We start from the raw sequence: 19500 nt of genomic DNA, 5'->3' as shown, positions 1-19500 counted from the left end.
GGTTTCCATCAGGCGGGGGCATTCTGAAGCACACCGATCTCTTGACAAGGAAGAGGGGAGGTGTAAAGATCGAGGGGCAATTCGCTTAACAGAAAAGAACAGCATGGCATTCACCATTTTAGGAATATCGGCCTATTACCATGACAGCGCTGCGGCATTGCTGCGCGACGGCGAAATCGTGGCGGCCGCGCAGGAAGAACGCTTTACCCGGCGGAAACACGATGCCCGGTTTCCCGACCGGGCGATTTCGTATTGCCTCAAAGAGGCGGGACTTCGCCTCGCCGATCTCGATGCGATCGTCTTCTACGATAAGCCGCTGGTCAAATTCGAGCGGCTGATTGAGACCTACCTCGCCTCCGCCCCCCGCGGATACCGCTCCTTTGCCGCCGCCATGCCGGTCTGGCTTAAGGAAAAACTTTTCTTAAAAGGCCAACTTAAAAAAGCGCTGGCGCGTCTCGGACAATGCCGGGTGTCGGCGCTCCCTTCGCTCTATTTTACCGAGCACCATCAGGCCCACGCCGCTTCCGCATTTTATCCAAGCCCTTTTCCCCGCGCGGCGATCCTCTGCATGGACGGCGTCGGAGAGTGGGCGACCACGTCGGTCTGGCTCGGGGAGGGGAACACGCTGACCCCGCAGTGGCAGATCGACTTTCCCCACTCGCTCGGCCTCCTCTACTCGGCATTCACCTATTACGCCGGATTCAAAGTCAACTCCGGGGAGTATAAATTAATGGGGTTGGCCCCCTACGGCGAACCGGAATATGTCGATCTGATCTTAAAGCACTTGTTGGATCTCAAAGAGGACGGAACCTTCCGTCTGAACCTCGACTACTTCGACTACCCCACCGGCCTGAGGATGACGAATGCCAAATTCAATGCGCTCTTCGGCGGACCGCCGCGCGCGCCGGAGGAGAATCTCACCCAACGGGAGATGAACCTTGCCCGCTCCATCCAGGTCGTCACCGAAGAGGTTGTTTTACGGCTGGCCAGAACGATTCATCGGGAACTCGGGGTCGATCAGCTTTGTCTCGCCGGCGGGGTCGCGCTCAACTGCGTCGCCAATGGACGGCTCGTTCGGGAAGGACCGTACCGGGATCTTTGGATTCAGCCGGCGGCGGGAGATGCCGGCGGCGCGCTCGGCGCCGCGTGGGCCCTCTGGCATCAATATCATGACCGGCCGCGGAGGGTGACCGGCGCCGACCGGATGGCCGGCGCGTTTCTCGGGCCTCGGTTTAGCGCGTCCGAGATCGAGGCCTATCTCGATTCGGTCGGCGCCGTCTATGAATCTTTGGACGACGCGTCGTTGATGAATTCCGTCGCGGAGATTCTGGCGAATGAACAGGTCGTCGGGTGGTTTCAGGGACGGATGGAATTCGGCCCCCGCGCCCTCGGCGCCCGCTCGATCCTCGGCGATCCCCGGAGCGAGAAGATGCAATCGGTGATGAACCTGAAGATCAAATACCGGGAGTCGTTCCGTCCGTTTGCACCGTCGGTTCTCAGCGAATCGGCCTCCGCCTGGTTCGACCTCGACCGGCCGAGTCCGTACATGCTCCTAACCGCATCGGTCCGTGAGGCGCGCCGCACTCCGATGCCGCCCGATAACCCAGAAAAGGGAGCGGCGACCGCTCCGCGACAACGCTTTGGGATCGACCGGCTCCAGGTCAAACGCTCGTCGATCCCCGCCGTGACGCATATCGATTATTCGGCCCGAATTCAGACGGTGCATCCGGAGACGAATCCCCGGTATTACAAACTCATTGAAGCGTTTGAACGGCGAACCGGCTGTCCGGTCCTGGTTAACAGCTCCTTCAATGTCCGCGGGGAGCCGATCGTCTGCACGCCGGAAGAGGCGTACCGCTGCTTCATGCGGACCGAAATCGATTATCTGGTCTTGGAGAATTTTTTGCTGGCCAAAACAAAACAGCCTGCATGGAAAAAAGAAGATGACTGGAAAGAGACGTTCGACCTGGATTGATCCGGTCTTCAAGCGGCCCGCCCCGCCGACGGCGAAAGAGCTGCGTTCCTTCGGCCTCACCTTGGGGCTTTTTATCGCGGGCTGTTTTGGCCTTCTGTTTCCCTGGCTCTGGAGCCTGACGCCTGCGCGTTGGCCTTGGACGCTCGGAGCGCTCTTTATTTTCTGGGGCCTGGTTGCGCCGACGACCTTGGCGCCTGTCTTTTATGGTTGGACGATCGTCGGCGGTCTTCTCGGATGGATTAATACCCGGATTATTTTAGCCGTTCTTTTTTACCTCGTCTTCTTTCCGGTCGGATTTTTCATGCGGCGGTCGGGATGGGACCCGCTTCGGCGCACCTGGAAGCGTGATATAATCAGCTACCGGATCCAAAGCAAAGCGGCGGACCGGAAACAGATGAAGAGACCCTTCTAATGATTGAGTTTTTGAAAGACCTCTTGGCTTTTATGAAAGAGCGCAAGAAGTTTTGGCTGGCGCCGATTATCTTGATCTTGGTGCTGCTCGGAACGCTGATCGTCCTGACGCAAAGCGCGGCCGTCGGGCCGTTTATCTATACCCTTTTCTGAACGGCGTAGCCCGATCATGGCTTCAGCCCGGCGAGCCTCCCCGCGATTCAGGAGCGGCCCCCTCCGCAATTCTTCTTTTTGTCTCCTTGCAAAACAGCACCACCAGGCCGGCCAGCGCGCCGTTCACCCCAATCATAAAAAGGGCAACCAGATGTTTGATGTAATCAGGCTCATTCGGATCGTAGAGATAAAAGAGCTTCGAGAGGAGGAGCCCCGGCATGTGAACGATAAAGAAGATGACCGACCCGTAGAGCGCCGTCGGGCCGTCCAGATAAAAATTTGTGAAATGCCAGATCACGCCGATCACGATATAGATAAGCCCGGCGCCCCACGCGGCCGGAGCGGCCGAGCGAACTTGTCTTTTCATTTTAAGATCCGAGGAATCGAACACGCAATTTACTGCTTTAGCCCTTTCAAGTCAATCATCTCGATGAGGCTTCCCGGATTAAAGCGCTTTTAATTTTGGATCGTCCTCATTCGATGTTATAATTTTTTTGTGCAATGACGGAAGAGAATCAGAAAGAAAATTCGACCTATACTGAAGGCGCTTCGCTAAACCCGTCGCCCCGGCTCCGCCCATTCTGGAAAATAATCTTATTTACAACGATCATCGTCACCCTCTTTTTCGGCGCCCTGGAGCTGATCTTGGCGCTGGCCGGCGTCCGTCCCGTCCTCGTCACCGACGATCCCTTCGTCGGATTCGCACAGAATATTCCTCTCTTCGTCGAAGATCGTCAGCCGGATGGATCGGTTCTCCTCAAGGTCGCTCAAAACAAATGGCATTTTTTTAATGAGGATCAACTCTTCCCCAAGGAGAAGGGGCGCAACAGCTATCGGATCTTCTGCTTGGGGGGATCGACGACGTACGGTCACCCTTACAAAGATCGGTTCTCGTTTTGCGGGTGGCTGCGGGCCTATCTGAAAGCGGCCGATCCGTCGCGCCAATGGGAGGTGATCAACGCCGGAGGGATCAGCTACGCCAGCTACCGGGTGACCCACCTGATGAATGAGCTGAAGCAATACCAACCCGACCTTTTTATCGTCTACTCCGGGCAAAACGAATTCCTCGAACAGCGCTCCTATGGGACGCTTGCCGAGCTCCCCGGCGCGGCGCTTCGGGCCGGCGCCCTCCTCAGCCGGACCCGGACCTGGGCGGCGATGAAAAAGGCAATCGAGGTTGTCCGACCCGACCCGCTCAAAAATGCCAAGGAGCGCTATCAGCTGAGCGGCGAGGTCGATGATATCCTCGATCACACCCTCGGCCCGACGACTTATCACCGCGACGATCCGCTCAAGCGGCAGATCATCAACCACTATCGCCTCAATCTAAAACGAATGGTCCAGATCGCCCGCGGCAGCGGCGCGGAGATCCTCTTCGTCCAACCGGCGGTGAACCTCAAAGACATGTCCCCGTTCAAAAGCGAGCACAAAGCGGGACTCGGCGATGATCCACTCCGCAGGTGGGAAGATCTCTACCGGCGCGCGGGCGAGTTGCAGAACCAGGGCCGCTTCAGCGAGGCACTGCCGCTCTATCAACAAGCGCTTGCGATCGACGACCGCTATGCCGAGCTCCACTACCGAGTCGGACAGGTTCTTTATGAGACGGGCAGATATGACGAGGCGGAGAAGGCGTTCTGGCGGGCCGTCGATGAGGACATCACCCCCTTGCGGATCTTGAGTGCCATGCAGCGAATCGTGGAAGAGGTGACCTCGGACGAAGGGGTTCCGCGGGTCGATTTCCCCCGCCTGCTCAAGGAAGCCTATGCGCGTGAGCAGAAGAACCTCCCTCCGATTTTGGGAAAAGAATATTTCGTCGACCATATTCACACCAACATCAACGGATATCGGATGTTGGGTTTGGCGCTGCTTGATCAGATGATCCAACGGGGAATCGTTCGGCCGGATCGGTCGTGGGGCGAGGCGGCGATCGTGAACGTGGACAGAGAGGTGATGTCGGGCTTTGATCGGAAGGCGGAGGGGGTCGCGTTGAAGACGCTGGGAAAGACGCTCGATTGGGCCGGAAAGTTTCATGAGGCCCATCAGGTCTTCCTGCGTGCTCTGGAGGCGCTCGGCCCCGACGCGGAGATCTATAAACGGTTGACCACCTCTTCAATGGGGCGGGGCGCGTTCGATGATGCGATCTTTTACATTCGGCAGGTCATCGCCCTCGGAGTGGAGGAGCCCGACCTTCATCACAGGCTGGCGAGATTGTTGGTGCAGCAAGGGAGAAATGAGGAGGCGATCGAGCAATACCGAGAGGAGCTTCGGCGGTATCCGGACAACCCGGTTGCGCTGACCGATCTGGCGGTCCTCCTCGCGAAAAAGGGGGAGAACGAGGAGGCGCGGCGTCATCTCGATGCGGCGCTGAAGCGGGCGCCCGATTTTGGATATGCTCATTTAAATTTGGCGATCCTTTTGACCAAGGCGCAGCGGTATGAGGAGGCGTTGCCGCACGGCCGCGAGGGGGTTCGGTTGAACCCGGACCAACCGCTGGCGCATTTCTATCTTGGGGTGATTCTGAAAAAGCAGGGGAGGGTGGAAGAGGCGATTCCACACCTCTCCGAGGCGGTCCGATTAAATCCGGACGATCCGGCGGCGAAGAAAAATTTGGAAGAGGCGCTGGCGGCACGGAAGCCGTAACGACCTAAAATCGGTCGGCTAGATCATATAGGGATCCGCAGTGCTTGCGTTACTTTTCCTTTTCAGGGTGGGGTTGTTTTTGCGCGACGGTTCGGATGTTCCACCTTCTGTTCGGTTTCGAAGCTCCATAGAGCCTCGGATATAAAATCGAGGTATCTTCTGATTCCGATCGGTTGTCAATCTATCGTAGAACGAGACCCTTGCCGAAGTCGACTGTCGGACGTTCAGAAATGCTTTATGATTTAATCGGTTCGTGGTAATCTACGGTTTTATTTCTCAGGGGACGATAAGGAGAGAGACGCGATGAAACATTATAAAACAACCTGCGCCCTATTGATCGTTGCATCGGTCGGCTGCTTTTCAGAGATGCCGGCTTTTTCTGCCGATCCCATTTCGGGGGAGAAGATCTCTCAGAAACAGGTCGGACAGGAAGTGCAAGAGGCGGTCGATGCAATCAAGAAGTATTCGGCCGACCAGCGCGACGAAGCGGTGAAAAAGGGGAGGGCGGTCTTGGATCATCTCGATGTCGAGATTGCTGCGATGGAATCGAAGATGAAAAAGAACTGGGGCCGGATGGAGGAGTCGGCCCGCAAGAGCGCCACCGCCTCGCTGGAGGCGATTAAAAAGGAGCGGGCGGAGGTGGCGAAGTGGGTCGGGTCGATGACGCAGAGCTCCGCCGCCGCGTGGGAAGAGGTCAAGAAAGGATTCGTGGAGAGCTATCAAACGCTGCACGAGTCGTTTGATCGAGCCGCACAGAAGTTTTAGGTGGGACGTCTCTGCCGTCGTGCGTTCCCGTTACGGTGATCGACCCTGGCTAACGGTCGACGAACACTTTCAGCCGCTCATATAGGGATGATAATTATGCCGAGGAGTCGTAAAGCTGGATCATGTTAATGAATGCGGTGTATAACTTCTTTTTGAGCAATGGATGTGATCTTGGTACTCGCGGTTAGTGCACTAATTACATCAGTTATACGGATGACTTCGAAATTTGGTATAAATTCTCCATTTTCATTTAGTTTGTTAAACGAAATTCCGAGGTCATAGCTTGGTCCTATATAGGCTATACCAACGCCAGTTTTGATCGCATTGCGCTTTTCTCGCCAGCTCAAAAACCAGTTAATATAATCAGGATATGAAGTTCTTATTATTTGAGCTACTGGATTATTAAGTTTAAATTCCTTTTTCTTATGATCAAAAGTGTCTGTCATTGCACTCGCCCTTCCAGCCTGTTGGCGGATAATACTCAAAAGGGTTTTATACAGAGAGTCATGATATGTTCTAATGAAATAGAAGAATGCTTTATATCCGACCCTCAGGCTAGCGGATGATTTATCTGTCATTCTCATAAGCTGTTTGGATTGATCAAAATATCTATCAAGCTTTTCTCGCGACTCCTTATCCGTGAAGTTATCTTGCATCTCCCCTAGGGTGTCGAAGTGCTTTATCGGGTTTTCAGCCTCCAGAACGTTAAATAGTCTGGTCTGTTCCACACAATCTTGGACAGCTTTTATATGTATTTCTCGGAAAACTGGAGAGAATGAAAGGATATCAGCCGCTAATTCTGCGCGTTGTAGACGGATAGGGAACGAAATAAGATTAGCTTCGGCAAGGGAGTTGTCCAGCTGCAGGGAAGCTTCCCGAAAATCCTCAACATTTATCAAAGTCAGATAGCATAAGCTAATGAAAAGTATATCTCTAATCGAGCCAGTCTCTCTCTTTCAGCTTTTTCGGAAGATACTTCTTCGTCAGATACTGGAAGTCTTTGTTGGCCAGCGCGTCGAGCTCATACTTGAGGCCGCTGGCGAGCATCCGCTTGATCTCTTCCTGCCAAGCGGTTTTCTGGAACCAGGGGTAGGCGAGGAGCTCTTTGGCGCGGGCGATGTCTTTTTCGTTGAGCTTGATGCCGACGTTGCGCGGGAGGCCGTAGGTCTCGGGGTCGCCGCTGGAGAGGCCGATGAACTTCGCTTTCGGGATCGCCATCCGCTGGCTTTCGAAGGCGAGGTTGATCGAGCCTTGCTTCACGACCGAGTAGATGTAGTAGCCCCAGGGATCGTTGTCGACGAGCACATAAACGGGGAGACCTTTCTCTTCATGCAGCCGGCGGGTCAAGCGGCGGATGCCGCGGGGGGGCTGGCCGTTGCCGGTGAGCAAGATGCAGTTGTACCGGCGCCAGAACTTGTCTTCCGAGAGGCGGTTCCACTGCGTTCCCTTCTCGACGAGCAAAACGAAGTCGGCGGTGCATTTCTTGATCGAAAGATATTCCGGCTCGACGATCGACGGGACCGAATAGCCCCCTTTCCCGAGCCGCATACAATTCACCGTGTCGCCGTCGTCGAGGAGGACGAGCGGCCCGATGACGCTCCCCGCGCTCTCGGCGCGGACATGGAGCTCTTCGCGGAGCGCCTCAAGCGACGCCTCGAGATCTTCAATCACCGGATCGGATTCGTCCTGGTTGTCGAAGGTGTTTTCGTTCGAGTCTTTCAGCGTGTGTTTGGTCCGGTAGTAGATCTCCCTGAGCGACGTCGTGAGGCCGGCCCGCTGCAGCTCGGAGAGGGCGTCGGCGACGAGCACCGTCTGCATGAACTTCTTCGCCATCCCGACGTTGAAGAACGAGCGCTCCTGTTTCTTCTTCCCCATCTCGATCATCCCCTTCTTCTCGCTGAAGGTGACGTTCGAGAGAGATCGGATCGGAATCGAGAGGGTGGGATCTTGCTTCCGCTCCGCGGCGGTGATCACCGCATCGGCGACGCCGATCAGCTTCTTCTCCACCGGGGTGATCTTGTGCTCCGCTTTCTTTTTCGCCATGCTGTCTCCTACTTCTTTTTGCCTGGGGTCTGTTTTTTCGAAAGATTCTTTGCCTTTGCCACCGGCTGAACTTTCCGTTTGGTTTTCGCCGGCCCCGCAGGAGCGTCTTCGTCTTCAGGGCGATCTTCATTTTTGGCCGCATCCGGCTCTTTTAGAATTCCTTCCGCAGGAGGGGTTGCGTCGGGTGCTTCGTCGTTGATCACCGGCGCATCCCCTTCGACCCCCTCCGCGGTGACGATGATCGAGTGGGGAAGCCCTTCGGGGCCCTCTCCGGTTTTCCCAAGGGCGGCGTCGGTCTTCTCGCCGCCGGTCCGCTTCAGCGCGATCTTCTGCAGCTGCTCTTTGAGTTTCTCCGCGGAGAGCTTTCCCCCTTTCAACCGGTTGCAGGCGTCGACGACCTCTTCGATGTAGAGCTCGAAGATATTGCGCCGGCGGAATTCTCCTTTGGCGCGCTCCCTCCGTTTGATAAAGGCGCCAAGGCGCCGGCCGCACTCGCGGAGCGCCAGCGTAATCTCTTTTCGGATTTCATCGTAATCGGCGATCGCCTCTTTCGATTCGCTGGTGAACGGCACCCAGACCGATGCCATGTGGACGAAGATCACCATCGGGCCGGCCGGCAGCGCCCCTCTCGATTGCGAGACGCCATAGTTCCGCCACGAGGTGTCGACGACCCCTTTGAAGGTGGCGCAGGCCGACTGCTGATAGAGGAGCGGGACCCGGTTTGCGTAGCGGATCACCCGGGCGAGCTCGCTGTCTTCTTCCTGATCTTCCCCTTCGGCGAGCGGTACTTTTTTCTCTTCCGGTTTTTTCCCCTCCGGCTCGGGTGCCTTGCCATAGGCGAGCCCCGCTTCGATTGCAAAGGGGTTGCCCCGGTAGACCGCCGGCGGGCGGCTGACCGCCGTGTAGAATTCCCCCTTGATCTGTTTGTAGAGGCCGGCGAGGATGGCGTTCTCTCCGATCGGCGAGAGGCAGTTGGTCGGCGGCGCCATGATCTTCGTCGATTGGATCGCCTTATAGAGCGCCTCGGCCTCGGCCCCGATCACATCGCGCGGCTTCATCTGGGGCGACAGCTTCGCCGCCTTGCAGATCTCCTCGGCGAGCTTGGTCGAGACGCGGCTGAAATCGGTGGAGAGGAATCCGGAGAGCCAGCGGCTTTTGGTGTCTTGCAGCATCTTCAGTAGAATGCCGAACTCGATCCCGTACGGATGCGGCTTGATCTCTTTCGGCGGGACCGGGAGCTCCTGGACCATCCGGGGGTACTCTTTGGTCTCCCCCTCCGGGGTGACGTAGACGAGTCTCACGTGCGGGTTGGCGATGGAGGTCTGCTCGAGATAATCATCGACCGACGCCCTCCCCTTCTGGTAGCGCCCTTCGATCTCGAGCGCCACCTGGGTGCCGCGGGGGTTCTCCCAGTTGACCTGCTTCTTCTCCAGGATCAACGGCTCGTTTTTCTTCGTATCGATCTGAACTTCGAAATAGTGCGCGGGGGACTTCGGGCCGGTGCGGGAGATAATCTGGACCGGCCGGCCGGTCGTCAGCTGGCCGTACATCCCGGCGGCCGAGATCCCGATCCCCTGCTGCCCGCGGCTCATCCGAAGCCGATGGAATTTGGAGCCGTAGAGGAGTTTCGCGAAGATCGGCGGAATCTGCTGGCGGATGATGCCGGGCCCATTGTCGGTGACGGTGATCCGAAACCGCGTCGCCTGGCTCGGCGGGGGCGGGGCCGCGTCGGTGGAGACGATCTCGAGCTTGACCGTCACCTCCGGCAGAATTCCCGCCTCCTCACAGGCGTCGAGCGCGTTGTCGACCGCCTCTTTGACGCAGGTGAGCATTGCTTTTCTCGGGGAGTCGAATCCGAGCAGGTGCCGGTTCTTGGTAAAGAATTCGGCGACGGAGATCTCCCGCTGCCGCGCCCCCATTTCGACGGCGGTGAGGGTCTCCTTCGGTGCGGCGGCGCGGGTTTCGGATTTCGGGGTTGCGCCGCTACCGGACGCTTCTGAATCGGGGTCGCTCTTGCTGCGTTTCGCCATGGCTCCTCTCAAGATTGGGTCATCGTTCTTTTGTATAATAGAATCCTCTTAGAGTCAACCGGGCAGGCTCACTGGGAAAGGGAGGCATTCAGGAAAGAACCCTCCGCGGCAGAGCGGCTGCGCGTGGTCGGCCCGCGTCCTTCCGAACGATTGAACGGATCACGTCGCATATTCATTCGACCCTTGGACCCAAAGGAACGACTGAATATCGATCTGATCACGCGGCCGCAGGTCGCGGAGGTCGCGTCGGAGGGTGTCAGGGTGCGCCGTGCTCGGTTTTTTTGTATCTCCTGGTATAGGATCATTTGATTTGAAAAGGCTGGGTTTCGAGACGTTGTTAAAGTATGTTCCTTTTGCGGGATGATGCCGAATCTTGTGACCACGCCGTCATAACAACAATTTTTGCACACTCTCTGCCGGGCGATCTATAATCCAAAAGAAGATCAGATCATTCCTTTAATGAAGCGGCCGCTTCGGTTTCGCAGGGAAAACTCAATCGGAGGTGCATGAAAAGAGTTCCAATGGAAGGGGTTGGTTGCTTGAGGATGATTCTAAATTTGTAGGGCGCTTCGGATTTCCTGCACGATCTCCTCCGGACGCTTGTTGACCTCCACCACCATCGCGTCGCGGGCCGGCTCTTCCAACGTATCGAATTGACTGCCGATCAAAGAGGGGTTCATAAAGTGATCGGGCCGCCTCTCAAGGCGCGCCTCGATCAGCCCCGGCTCTCCTTTCAGGTAGACCGTCTGGACGGTGCTGCTCACCCGCAGATATTGTCGATACGATTTTTTCAGCGCGGAGCAGGCCAAGACGATATTCTTCCCCTGCGCCACCCACTCGCTGACGGCCGTTCGCAGGGAGTCGAGCCAAGGCTGGCGCGCCGCGTCGGTGAGCGGAATGCCCTGCCGCATCTTTAGAATATTGTCGGGAGAGTGAAAGGCATCGGCATCATAAAACGTCCAGCCCAATTCTTTCGCAAGCAATTGGCCGACGGTGGTTTTCCCCGCGCCTGTCACGCCGAAGAGAATGATGACCATGGTTCATTTTAGCATTTGGGAGGAGGGGAATGTAGGCATGGGTATCCGAAGTCTGTCTCAATGGCCTAGCTTTGTGTATGCGTTGGAGGTTAGGCGTCCGTGATACCGCTCTTTTTCAGAGATAACATTAATCGAGTGATTCACCGGATAGAAGTTTTCCAAGACCGTATTTACGAATGAAATAAATACTTCCAATGAGCCCGGTAAGCAATAATGACAATCCGACAATACCATCTATCAAATAGAGCACCAATGGAAAGTCATCGACGACCTTGCCGTTAACAGAATACTTGAGTGACCACCTATGTTTTTGGATTGCCGTGCCTGAAGGGAAGGTGCCACGTGGCGGGTTCAGCGACTGATCGTTAGGGCCAGCAGAGTAACGGATCGATGAGCCATCCATATCCGATTGGATTGTATAGTTGGTGACGCATCGATTATTAGAGGGCTGCTCGCAAAGGGTTGAAGACTCAAGAATAGTGCCCGACACATCAATTTGTGCACGGCCCATTATACCGAAGAACGAAAACAAGAATAGCGGAATTCCCCAAATGAATCCGGCGATGGTAGATATCTTTTTAAATCGATTAGAGCCTTTGGGAAGGAATTGCATCTTAGCCGTCGCTCAACGCGTGTTCAGAATTAAAGTAGTCGGAGGTAGTGCCGATATGGGTTCAGCCGATGATTCGGCAAGAGATTATATCTGTCTTTTATGGTCATTGACTCAGTTCAGAGGGTCTATCGCTTGAGCGACACGAGGATCGCCCCCGCCGCAATCAGCATGATCCCAACCCAATTTTTCAGCGGCAGTTTCTCCCCGAGGAAGCTCACGCCGAAGAGGGCGACCAGGACCACGCTGAGCTTATCGATCGGCGCCACCTGCGACGCATTCCCCAGCTTCAGCGCCCGAAAGTAGCAGATCCAAGAGGCGCCGGTGGCGAGGCCGGAGAGGACCAGGAAGAGGTAGCTTCTTGGTGAGACCGAGTCGAAGGGTTGGTATTGGCCGGTGGCGAAGAGGATGATCGACAGGGAGAGAAGAATCACGATCGTCCGGATGAACGTCGCGAAATCGGAGTTAACGTTTTCGATCCCGATCTTCGCGAAAATGGCGGTTAAGGCCGCGAAGATCGCGGAGAGGATTGCCCAAAATTGCCAAGAAGAAAAGGGAGTCAATTCACCCCATTTTTAACTGCTTCATCGCTGCAATCATGTTCGATGGTTTTTCCGATTTCAGGAACCGCCTTTTATATAATCGAATCCACTCATTGAGTCAACTACGGATGGAATCAGCGTCGCGGGGGTGGAGCCCCCTCCTTCACTTGATGGCGTCTTTTTTTGGATCGGGGAAGGTGTCGTCCGGATAGGCCATCACGACATCGCTGATCAGCTTGCCGTCTTTATCATACATCAGGTAGCCGAGGTTCGGCGGGGGAAGGGGGCGGACGATGTACCGCTCGGTTGTTCCCTCCGGGAAGATGGCGACCGCCCCGTTTTGGTAGCGAACCATCAGCCCCTTGCCGAAGGGGGTGACCCCCTCCCGCTCTGCGACGTCGAAGCCGAAGAGATCTTCCAGGTCGGCGTCCAGGGGAATTTCCGTCGGCCAATTCTCCGTCCCTTCAACGACCACGGTGCGGGGCTCGGGAGGGGCTTTCTTCGGCGCTGGGGGCGGTTTGGGAGGGGTTCCCTTTTGTGTTCCCGACCAGTCGGTCGTGTGCCAGACCCGAAATTCCTTCCCTTTCCCCTCGTCGTTGATCCAGACCTCCCACCAATAGTAGGGAAAGTTCCCGCCATACCCCGCATAAATATAGCCGCGATCCCAAAACCATTGCGGTTTGTATCGGGCAAAAATCACGGCCGCTTCATAGTCGCCTCCGGCCCGGACCTCCCGCTGCGGGTGTTTCTTCGCCCACGCTTCATACTCGGGCACCGTCAGCTCGCCCGGACCGGGCGGAACTTTTTGGGAGGATTTCGGCTGCCGTTGAACCCGATGGCCGCCGGAGGCGCGCTGCTGGACGACATGCGCCAGCTCGTGCGCCAGCAGGCGCCGCCCCTTGGACGTTCCCGGCGCGTATTCGCCTGCTTCAAACACCAGCTCCGGTCCGACCGTGTAGGCCCGTGCGCCCAACAGGCGCGCCGATGCCGCCGCCCGGTCGTCCGTGTGGACTCGCACCTGGCCGAAATCCTCCCCAAAGCGGGCCGCCATCCACCCGCGCGTCGCCGCATCGAGCGGACGTCCGGGGGAGGAGACGGCCTCCCGTACAGAGGACGGCACTGCCGCTTCGTCGGTATTCTTCCCCTGCACCGGTTCTGTCTGTAATTGCTCGCGAGGACCCGGTGTCTGCATCACCTGATTGGCCATGCGGTCTGCTTCCTGTTCAGACCGATCTGCCGGTGTGCTGACGGTCCGTTTCAGTTGGATCTGGGGAGGCGCCGCATGGGTCTGGAGCAAACGTTGGACGGCTTGGTTGCCGATGGTGTGTTGTAAGTGAGGAATGACGTGTCTTGCCGGATTGTGTGCGAAGGAGTTTCGAGCCTGCATTTTGGAGCGAGCAGGTTGGAGCAGGTGATTTTGTTTTTGATCGGGTCCGAAGGTGCGCATTCGCGGCCATCCTTCCGGATGCTGAGGAATAAGGAGTCGGGGTCTACTGAGGAAAGGATATAGACAACCTATCGGATTGTATGCTGTTCCCACTGCCAGCGTCAATGAAGTGCCGTCAGTGTATGGCGTGGATTCATTATTTAGGGGTTGGCTGGGTCGCTAGAATCTCCCATCCAAAGATCGTGAGCTGTTGGTGGACAAGGTGAATAAGTTGTTGCTCGGTGATCTGGATGCGCTCTCCTAAACTGAGATTAGCGATTTCTCTGGCAAGCAACTCAAATGCCTTTATCAGCATCGCCAGCTCAACTTGAGGAGGTGAATGCTCGTAGCCGATTACAGCAACTGCTTTTTTTCTGCCAGTGGTAAGTCGCGAAGTTTTAAGGCATCACCGATCAGACTTACGTTTCCAGGATATGGATGCAAAAGGTTAACTGACCAGTTCTCTGCCTGCTTACCGTTATCCCCGAATGGTCGTGCAATCTTGAACTCGATTCCCCAGCAACCTTTAATCAGTAAATCAGGAGTTCGTTTAGTTATTACGTTTCCGGAGTATCCTGGCTTTGTGTTGAGTCGTTTCGCAATTTTGCCTATGAGTTGAGGCTCGCCGTGTGGACCCACGCCTGGTTGAAAGCTCTTGAAAGATTCACGGCTAGCATCCATTGCCGCAAGTTCGTCCGCAATATCGCTGAATACTTTTTGAAGTTCCATACGGAGTGTTAGAGGGGATTCCACATTAAGCAAATTTATAATCAGGCGTCTACTGCTTCACCACCGCAATGGTACTATTGGAAGCATTCAGCCCATCGACAGTGGCGCCGAGACGGTCCATTTTGCGGATGTAGTCGATGACCTCTTGGGTCACGATCTCGCCGGGGACGAGGAGGAATGCAGGGCCCAAGACACCTTCTCTCTAAGTAGCTCGACTGCGTGTTTTTGCGCGTCGGCTGGCGCGTTTCGTTGGGCTGACAGATTGGTGAGCGGCCTTGATCAATGTCCGTAATGCCTCATTCACAGCGTCGGCATCGGGAAAAACTTCCGCAACATCCGGGCTGAGCAGCACCAGGTTCGTACCGGATTGGTAGGACTTGTAGTATTTTCCGCGAACACCGCGACCGAGATCGCTGCGCTTGTATTCAGGGCGTAATTCATCGTGTTTAACCTTCTTCATAGATTTTCCTTTCCTGTCGCGTTGCAGGGCGGGCACTGATGATTCTGGTTCGATCACTCCGTTGGGTATGGGAAACGACCAACAGCTTATTCGACTGTGAGAGACCAAAAGTCAGATAGCGCTCTTCCTGGGAGGAATGGTCAGGATCATCGAATGTGAGGGCGAGGGGGTCACCAAAGACCGTCGATGCTTCGTGAAAAGAAACACCATGTTTTTTCTCATTGGCAACCGTCTTCTTTTCATCCCACTCGAAGATCATCTGCTGATTATAGACGACTTCAATTGAATGGTCCAATCTGTTTTAAGGTTCAGAGGTGACCGGGACCTACTGCTTCACCACCGCAATGGTACTATTGGAAGCATTCAGCCCATCGACAGTGGCGCCGAGGCGGTCCATTTTGCGGATGTAGTCGATGACCTCTTGGGTCACGATTTCGCCGGGGACGAGGAGGGGGATGCCGGGGGGATAGACGGTGATGATTTCGGAGCTGACGAGGCCGCAGCTTTCGTCGAGCGGGGCATAGCGATAGTCGCGGAAGAAGGCCTCGCGCGGGGTCATCTGGCCCGCCTTGCCGAAGGGGGGAAGGCTGACCTCGGCAATGAAACTCGATTGGCTCGGTTTGCCGTGGTATTCCTTCGACATGTCGCGGAGGGCGTCGACGAGCTTGTTGAGGTCGTCCCGCCGGTCGCCGATGCTGACGATGACCAGCACATTGAATGGATCGGCCATCTCGACCTGAATGTGATACTTGGTGTTGAGGATCTGCGACGCCTGAAAGCCGGAGAGGCCGAGGTCCCGGACGGTGATCGTCAGCTTGGTGATGTCGAAATCGCCCATCGGGGCGAACATCGGGTTTTTGACCATCTCTTTGTCGAAGCAGAAGACGCCGGGGATCCGATTGATCTTCGCCCGCGCCTCGGTGGCGAGCTTGATCGCCTTGTCGAGAAGCTTCTCCCCCTCGGTCGCCATCTGCATCCGTGCCAGATCCAACGACGCCATTAAAATATAGGACGGACTGGTGCTCTGAACGAAGCGGAGGACCTGGGCGAGGGTCGTCATGTCGACCCGCGGCCCCTGCGCGTGAAGCATCGACGCCTGCGTCATCCCGCCGATGATCTTGTGAGTGCTCTGGACGACGAGGTCGGCGCCGGCCTCGACGCCGGAAATCGGCAAATCGGGGTGAAATTTCAGATGGGGCCCGTGTGCCTCGTCGACCATCACCACCAGGCCCTTTCCATGGGCGTACGGGATGATCCGCTCCAGATCGGCGCAGATGCCGTAGTAGTTGGGGCTGGTGAGGAAGAGGGCTTTCGCTTCGGGATGGGCGTCGATCGCGCGGATCGTCTCTTCGTAGGTGACGTTGAGGGTCAATTTTAAATTGTCGTCGACCGCCGGGGAGAAGAAGATCGGCTCGGCGCCGGAGAAGATCAGCCCGGCCAAGACCGACTTGTGGGCGTTGCGGGCGACGAGGACCTTGTCGCGCGGGCCGCAGGCGGCGAGGATCATCGCATGGTTGCCGCCGGTGGTGCCGTTGACGAGGAAGAACGAGCGGTCGGCGCCGTAGGCCTTGGCGGCGAGCTCCTGCGCCTCTTTGATGACCCCTTTCGGCTTTTGGAGGGAGTCGACTTCGTCCAGCGTCGTCAGGTCGATCGAGAAGATCTTCGGACCGACGAATTTCCGGAAGCGGGTCGAAATCCCCTTGCCGCTCTTGTGGCCGGGGGTGTGGAAGGAGACCTTCCGGCTCTCGGCGAGCGAGACCATGGCGTCAAAAAGGGGGGTTTTGAATTGCTCTTGGTCGATCATTTTATATGTGGGGGCCCGTCCGGAAAGTGCAAATGAAAGAGTCCTCCGATGCCCCCACACCCCGCGCTCGCACCGGCGAAGCCGGCTGCTCGCTTTGATCTATGATGATGTCTCTTCACGGGAGATCTCAGAGAACCTGTTTTTAAATGCTGAAAAAATTTCTTTCTCAATGGTATGTGAACAACGGATAATTGTCTTCGATGATTCGCTCTTGTTTCTCGATTTGGGTCCGAACCTGTTTTGGGAGGTAGAACTGGCCGACATGGGTTTCGCCGTCGTAATATTTCAGCTCTCCCGCCACCCGCTGTGAAATGCGCCGGTCGACTTCATTCTGGTCCAACATCCTCGGATCGAACCGCTTCGAGGCCAACGCAAAGCCCCAGGGGAGACCGAAAGAGGGGATGGCCGCTTGATAGGGGGAGACCACCGGAAAGACCGCCCGGAGGGTCTGATAGACGGCGGAGTAGTTCAGCAGGTTGGTGGCGGCGGTGGTGCCGGCCTGAAGCGAGATGATCCCATGGTCGGTGAGCCGCTCCATCACCAGGCTGTAGAATTCTTTCGTGTAGAGGAGGTACGCGGGCCCTTCTTCGACCGGCTCGGAGATGTCGATGATGATGATATCGTAGGTGTCGGTCGTCTCCTCCAGATACTTCCGCGCGTCGAGGTAGCGGACCTCTGCGCGGCGATCTTCAAACGCCCCCTGGTGCCATTGCGGGAGGTGCCGCTTGCAGCTCTCCACCACCTCTTGGTCGATGTCGACCATCAAGACCCGCTCGACCGACCGGTGGCGCAAGATCTCCCGGAGGGTGGCGCCTTCCCCCCCTCCGACGATGAAGACCCGCTTCGGCTCCGGATGGGTGAGCATCGCGGGGTGGACGAGCGCTTCATGATAAATAAACTCGTCCATCGCGCTCGACTGCATCTTGCCGTCGAGAACCAAGCAACGTCCGTAGCTTTTGGTATCGAGAATCTCTACCTGCTGAAATTGGGTCTGCTTGGAAAAGACGATGGTGTCGATCCCATGCATGTGCCCCTCATACGGGGAGAGGTGATCAAGGAACCATTTGTAGCTCTTTGGCTCGGTCATAATGAACGGGCTCTCCTTTAACCGGCTTGTGCGGCAACTTTTGGTCGCCCAAGGAAAGCAAACCCCTCTTCATTTCGACCAAGGAGGGATTCTTCGATTGTAGTTTGGTGACAATGTAATGGGCGGCGACGGAAGGCTGGAGCGTTTCGCCGCAGGTAAAGATGTCAACGGCCGCATAGCCGTATTCAGGCCATGTATGGATGGTCAGATGCGATTCCGCAATCACGACCACGCCGCTGATTCCGAAGGGGCTGAACTTGTGGAACCGACTTTCAATGATGGTTGCTTTCGCTTCCTTTGCTGCGGTAACGAGAATGTCCTCGATCTTCTTCAGGTCATTGAGTGTTTTGGTGTTACAATCCTTCAACTCCACCAACAAGTGCGTCCCTAAAGCATGCACTCTATTTGCCCCCTTTCGTTAGGACGGGGTGAGTTCACCCCTTTCGAATTGTGAGTTGTGAGCAGTCTCACCTCCTTTTCTCCCGGCATCCCAAAAACAGCTAAAATTTTTTGTAAATATATATCAATAAATTTTTTTGTCAAGGTAAAAAGTTCACCACTAATTGGGGTCGGCTGAATCTCCTGCGCCTATAGGTTGAGGTTTCGCCGTTCTTCCCATGTTGAGTAGAGTCTACATGAAGATCCGAAAGATATTCAATGCCGGATTTGGAAAAATTTGGTGAATTTTAGGATCATTTGAGTCAGAATCAGGCTGCATTTGATTTAGAAAAGTCCTTTTTGATGGCATAGTCGAAATATGGCCTCTTTTCTCTTCCGTCGCCTCGCGCAATTTTTAATTTCTCTCTTCGGCATCACCCTTTTGACCTTCGGCCTCCTTCATCTGGCGCCGGGAGAGCCGACCGACCTTCAGACGACCCTCAATCCTAAGATATCGGCACAAGCCCGAGAAAACTTAAGACGGCTCTATGGACTCGACCGGCCGCTTCCAGTCCAATATGCCGACTGGCTCCGGCGCTTCGTGACGCTCGACCTCGGTCGCTCCTTTGTCGACGGAGAGCGGGTGTCGAAGAAGATCCTCGACCGGCTGCCGATTACGGTGATCATCAACCTCCTCTCGCTCACCCTGATCGTCCTGATCGCCTTTCCGATCGGGATTGTGTCGGCGACCCGCCAATACTCCTGGTTCGACCGAGCGACGACCCTCTTTGTCTATATCGGCTTTGCCCTTCCGAACTTTTGGCTGGCGCTGCTGCTGATGCTCCTCTTCGGGGTGACGCTCGGCTGGCTGCCGCTCTCCGGCGTCCAATCGCTGTCGGTGGCGCAGATGTCGTTCTTCGAACGGGGGGTCGATTGGGCGGAGCATCTGATCTTGCCGGTCTTGACCGCCGCTTTCATCGGGCTCGCCGGCTACTCCCGCTACCTTCGATCGGAGATGTTAGAGGTGGTCCGGCAAGATTATATCCGGACGGCGCGGGCTAAAGGGCTCTCGGAGCGGCAGGTGATCTTTAAACATGCGCTGCGGAACGCGCTGATCCCCGTCGTCACCCTGATCGGGCTGGAGCTGCCGGCCTTGATCGGTGGGAGCGTGATTATTGAAACGGTCTTCGCGATTCCCGGGATGGGCCAGCTCTCTTATCAGTCGGTCTTGGCGCGCGATTACCCGGTGGTGATGGGGTTGACGATGATCGGGGCGGTGCTGACGCTGGCCGGCAACCTCCTCGCCGACCTTTCCTACGCCTGGATCAATCCCAGGATTCGGATTTCGTAGAGCGCGGCCTCGGTATCAGGGCTGAAGTGGCTAAATCAAAATGGATAAGAAGGGAGATC

20 protein-coding genes and 1 pseudogene are annotated in these 19500 nt (G+C 56.2%); 6 read left to right on the top strand and 15 right to left on the bottom strand.

The window, feature by feature from the left end; genetic code table 11:
* The first annotated feature begins 103 nt into the window (after window positions 1–103).
* From HY282_08850 to HY282_08840, 3 genes are read left to right on the top strand one after another with little or no spacing between them, the layout of a single operon-like run.
* On the top strand, window positions 104–1975 hold the full coding sequence (locus tag HY282_08850) for a carbamoyltransferase (protein MBI3803854.1): 1872 nt from the start codon (window positions 104–106) through the stop codon (window positions 1973–1975).
* The gene (locus tag HY282_08845; GenBank protein MBI3803853.1) at window positions 1944–2387 is read left to right on the top strand and encodes a sxtJ; all 444 of its coding nucleotides are present in this window, start codon (window positions 1944–1946) and stop codon (window positions 2385–2387) included. Before HY282_08850 ends, HY282_08845 begins: the two co-directional genes overlap by 32 nt.
* Entirely contained in the window at window positions 2387–2539 is a 153-nt protein-coding gene (locus tag HY282_08840; protein MBI3803852.1) for a hypothetical protein, read from the top strand. The genes HY282_08845 and HY282_08840 overlap by 1 nt, the downstream gene beginning before the upstream one ends.
* Window positions 2540–2561: 22 nt before the next feature.
* On the opposite strand, the gene HY282_08835 is transcribed toward HY282_08840, so the two are convergent.
* Window positions 2562–2906, bottom strand: a complete 345-nt coding sequence (locus HY282_08835; GenBank protein ID MBI3803851.1) for a hypothetical protein — start codon at window positions 2904–2906, stop codon at window positions 2562–2564.
* Window positions 2907–3040: 134 nt separating this feature from the next.
* Between HY282_08835 and HY282_08830 the strand changes: the two genes are divergently transcribed.
* Window positions 3041–5179 carry a tetratricopeptide repeat protein gene (locus tag HY282_08830; protein ID MBI3803850.1) on the top strand — a complete coding sequence of 713 codons (2139 nt, stop codon included), beginning with the start codon at window positions 3041–3043 and terminating at the stop codon, window positions 5177–5179.
* Window positions 5180–5482: 303 nt separating this feature from the next.
* Complete coding sequence (locus HY282_08825) at window positions 5483–5944, top strand: hypothetical protein (protein MBI3803849.1); 462 nt, start codon at window positions 5483–5485, stop codon at window positions 5942–5944.
* 125 nt (window positions 5945–6069) lie between these two features.
* On the opposite strand, the gene HY282_08820 is transcribed toward HY282_08825, so the two are convergent.
* From HY282_08820 to HY282_08755, 14 genes and pseudogenes are all read right to left on the bottom strand, one after another.
* Window positions 6070–6843 carry a hypothetical protein gene (locus HY282_08820; protein MBI3803848.1) on the bottom strand — a complete coding sequence of 258 codons (774 nt, stop codon included), beginning with the start codon at window positions 6841–6843 and terminating at the stop codon, window positions 6070–6072.
* 34 nt (window positions 6844–6877) lie between these two features.
* Window positions 6878–7987: a DNA topoisomerase IV subunit A gene (locus tag HY282_08815; GenBank protein MBI3803847.1), complete on the bottom strand. Its 1110-nt coding sequence runs from the start codon at window positions 7985–7987 to the stop codon at window positions 6878–6880.
* A 209-nt stretch (window positions 7988–8196) separates the two neighbouring features.
* Window positions 8197–9906, bottom strand: a pseudogene (locus HY282_08810) (DNA topoisomerase VI subunit B).
* A 662-nt stretch (window positions 9907–10568) separates the two neighbouring features.
* On the bottom strand, window positions 10569–11054 hold the full coding sequence (locus HY282_08805; GenBank protein ID MBI3803846.1) for a gluconokinase: 486 nt from the start codon (window positions 11052–11054) through the stop codon (window positions 10569–10571).
* Between the two features lie 127 nt (window positions 11055–11181).
* On the bottom strand, window positions 11182–11667 hold the full coding sequence (locus HY282_08800) for a hypothetical protein (GenBank protein ID MBI3803845.1): 486 nt from the start codon (window positions 11665–11667) through the stop codon (window positions 11182–11184).
* Window positions 11668–11792: 125 nt separating this feature from the next.
* Window positions 11793–12227: an EamA family transporter gene (locus HY282_08795; GenBank protein ID MBI3803844.1), complete on the bottom strand. Its 435-nt coding sequence runs from the start codon at window positions 12225–12227 to the stop codon at window positions 11793–11795.
* A 142-nt stretch (window positions 12228–12369) separates the two neighbouring features.
* Window positions 12370–13653, bottom strand: a complete 1284-nt coding sequence (locus HY282_08790) for a DUF4157 domain-containing protein (GenBank protein ID MBI3803843.1) — start codon at window positions 13651–13653, stop codon at window positions 12370–12372.
* Window positions 13654–13986: 333 nt separating this feature from the next.
* Complete coding sequence (locus tag HY282_08785; GenBank protein MBI3803842.1) at window positions 13987–14361, bottom strand: hypothetical protein; 375 nt, start codon at window positions 14359–14361, stop codon at window positions 13987–13989.
* A 49-nt stretch (window positions 14362–14410) separates the two neighbouring features.
* On the bottom strand, window positions 14411–14551 hold the full coding sequence (locus HY282_08780; protein MBI3803841.1) for a hypothetical protein: 141 nt from the start codon (window positions 14549–14551) through the stop codon (window positions 14411–14413).
* Between the two features lie 12 nt (window positions 14552–14563).
* Complete coding sequence (locus HY282_08775; protein MBI3803840.1) at window positions 14564–14821, bottom strand: hypothetical protein; 258 nt, start codon at window positions 14819–14821, stop codon at window positions 14564–14566.
* Window positions 14808–15080 (bottom strand): BrnT family toxin, encoded by a 273-nt coding sequence (locus HY282_08770; protein MBI3803839.1) that lies wholly within the window; start codon window positions 15078–15080, stop codon window positions 14808–14810. The genes HY282_08775 and HY282_08770 overlap by 14 nt, the downstream gene beginning before the upstream one ends.
* A gap of 66 nt (window positions 15081–15146) precedes the next feature.
* Window positions 15147–16625, bottom strand: a complete 1479-nt coding sequence (locus HY282_08765; protein MBI3803838.1) for an aminotransferase class I/II-fold pyridoxal phosphate-dependent enzyme — start codon at window positions 16623–16625, stop codon at window positions 15147–15149.
* A gap of 166 nt (window positions 16626–16791) precedes the next feature.
* On the bottom strand, window positions 16792–17712 hold the full coding sequence (gene speE / locus HY282_08760) for a polyamine aminopropyltransferase (GenBank protein ID MBI3803837.1): 921 nt from the start codon (window positions 17710–17712) through the stop codon (window positions 16792–16794).
* Window positions 17678–18112, bottom strand: coding sequence for an S-adenosylmethionine decarboxylase proenzyme (locus HY282_08755; GenBank protein ID MBI3803836.1), 435 nt, complete (start codon window positions 18110–18112; stop codon window positions 17678–17680). Before HY282_08755 ends, speE begins: the two co-directional genes overlap by 35 nt.
* Window positions 18113–18469: 357 nt before the next feature.
* Here HY282_08755 and HY282_08750 point away from each other — a divergent pair, with 357 nt between their 5' ends.
* The gene (locus HY282_08750) at window positions 18470–19441 is read left to right on the top strand and encodes an ABC transporter permease (GenBank protein ID MBI3803835.1); all 972 of its coding nucleotides are present in this window, start codon (window positions 18470–18472) and stop codon (window positions 19439–19441) included.
* The last annotated feature ends 59 nt before the right edge of the window (window positions 19442–19500 follow it).

The organism is Candidatus Manganitrophaceae bacterium (assembly GCA_016200325.1).
In the GTDB taxonomy this organism is placed as follows: Bacteria; Nitrospirota; Nitrospiria; order SBBL01; family Manganitrophaceae; genus Manganitrophus.
Note: the sequence above shows the minus strand (reverse complement) of the source record. Positions and strands in the feature narration are given on the sequence as shown.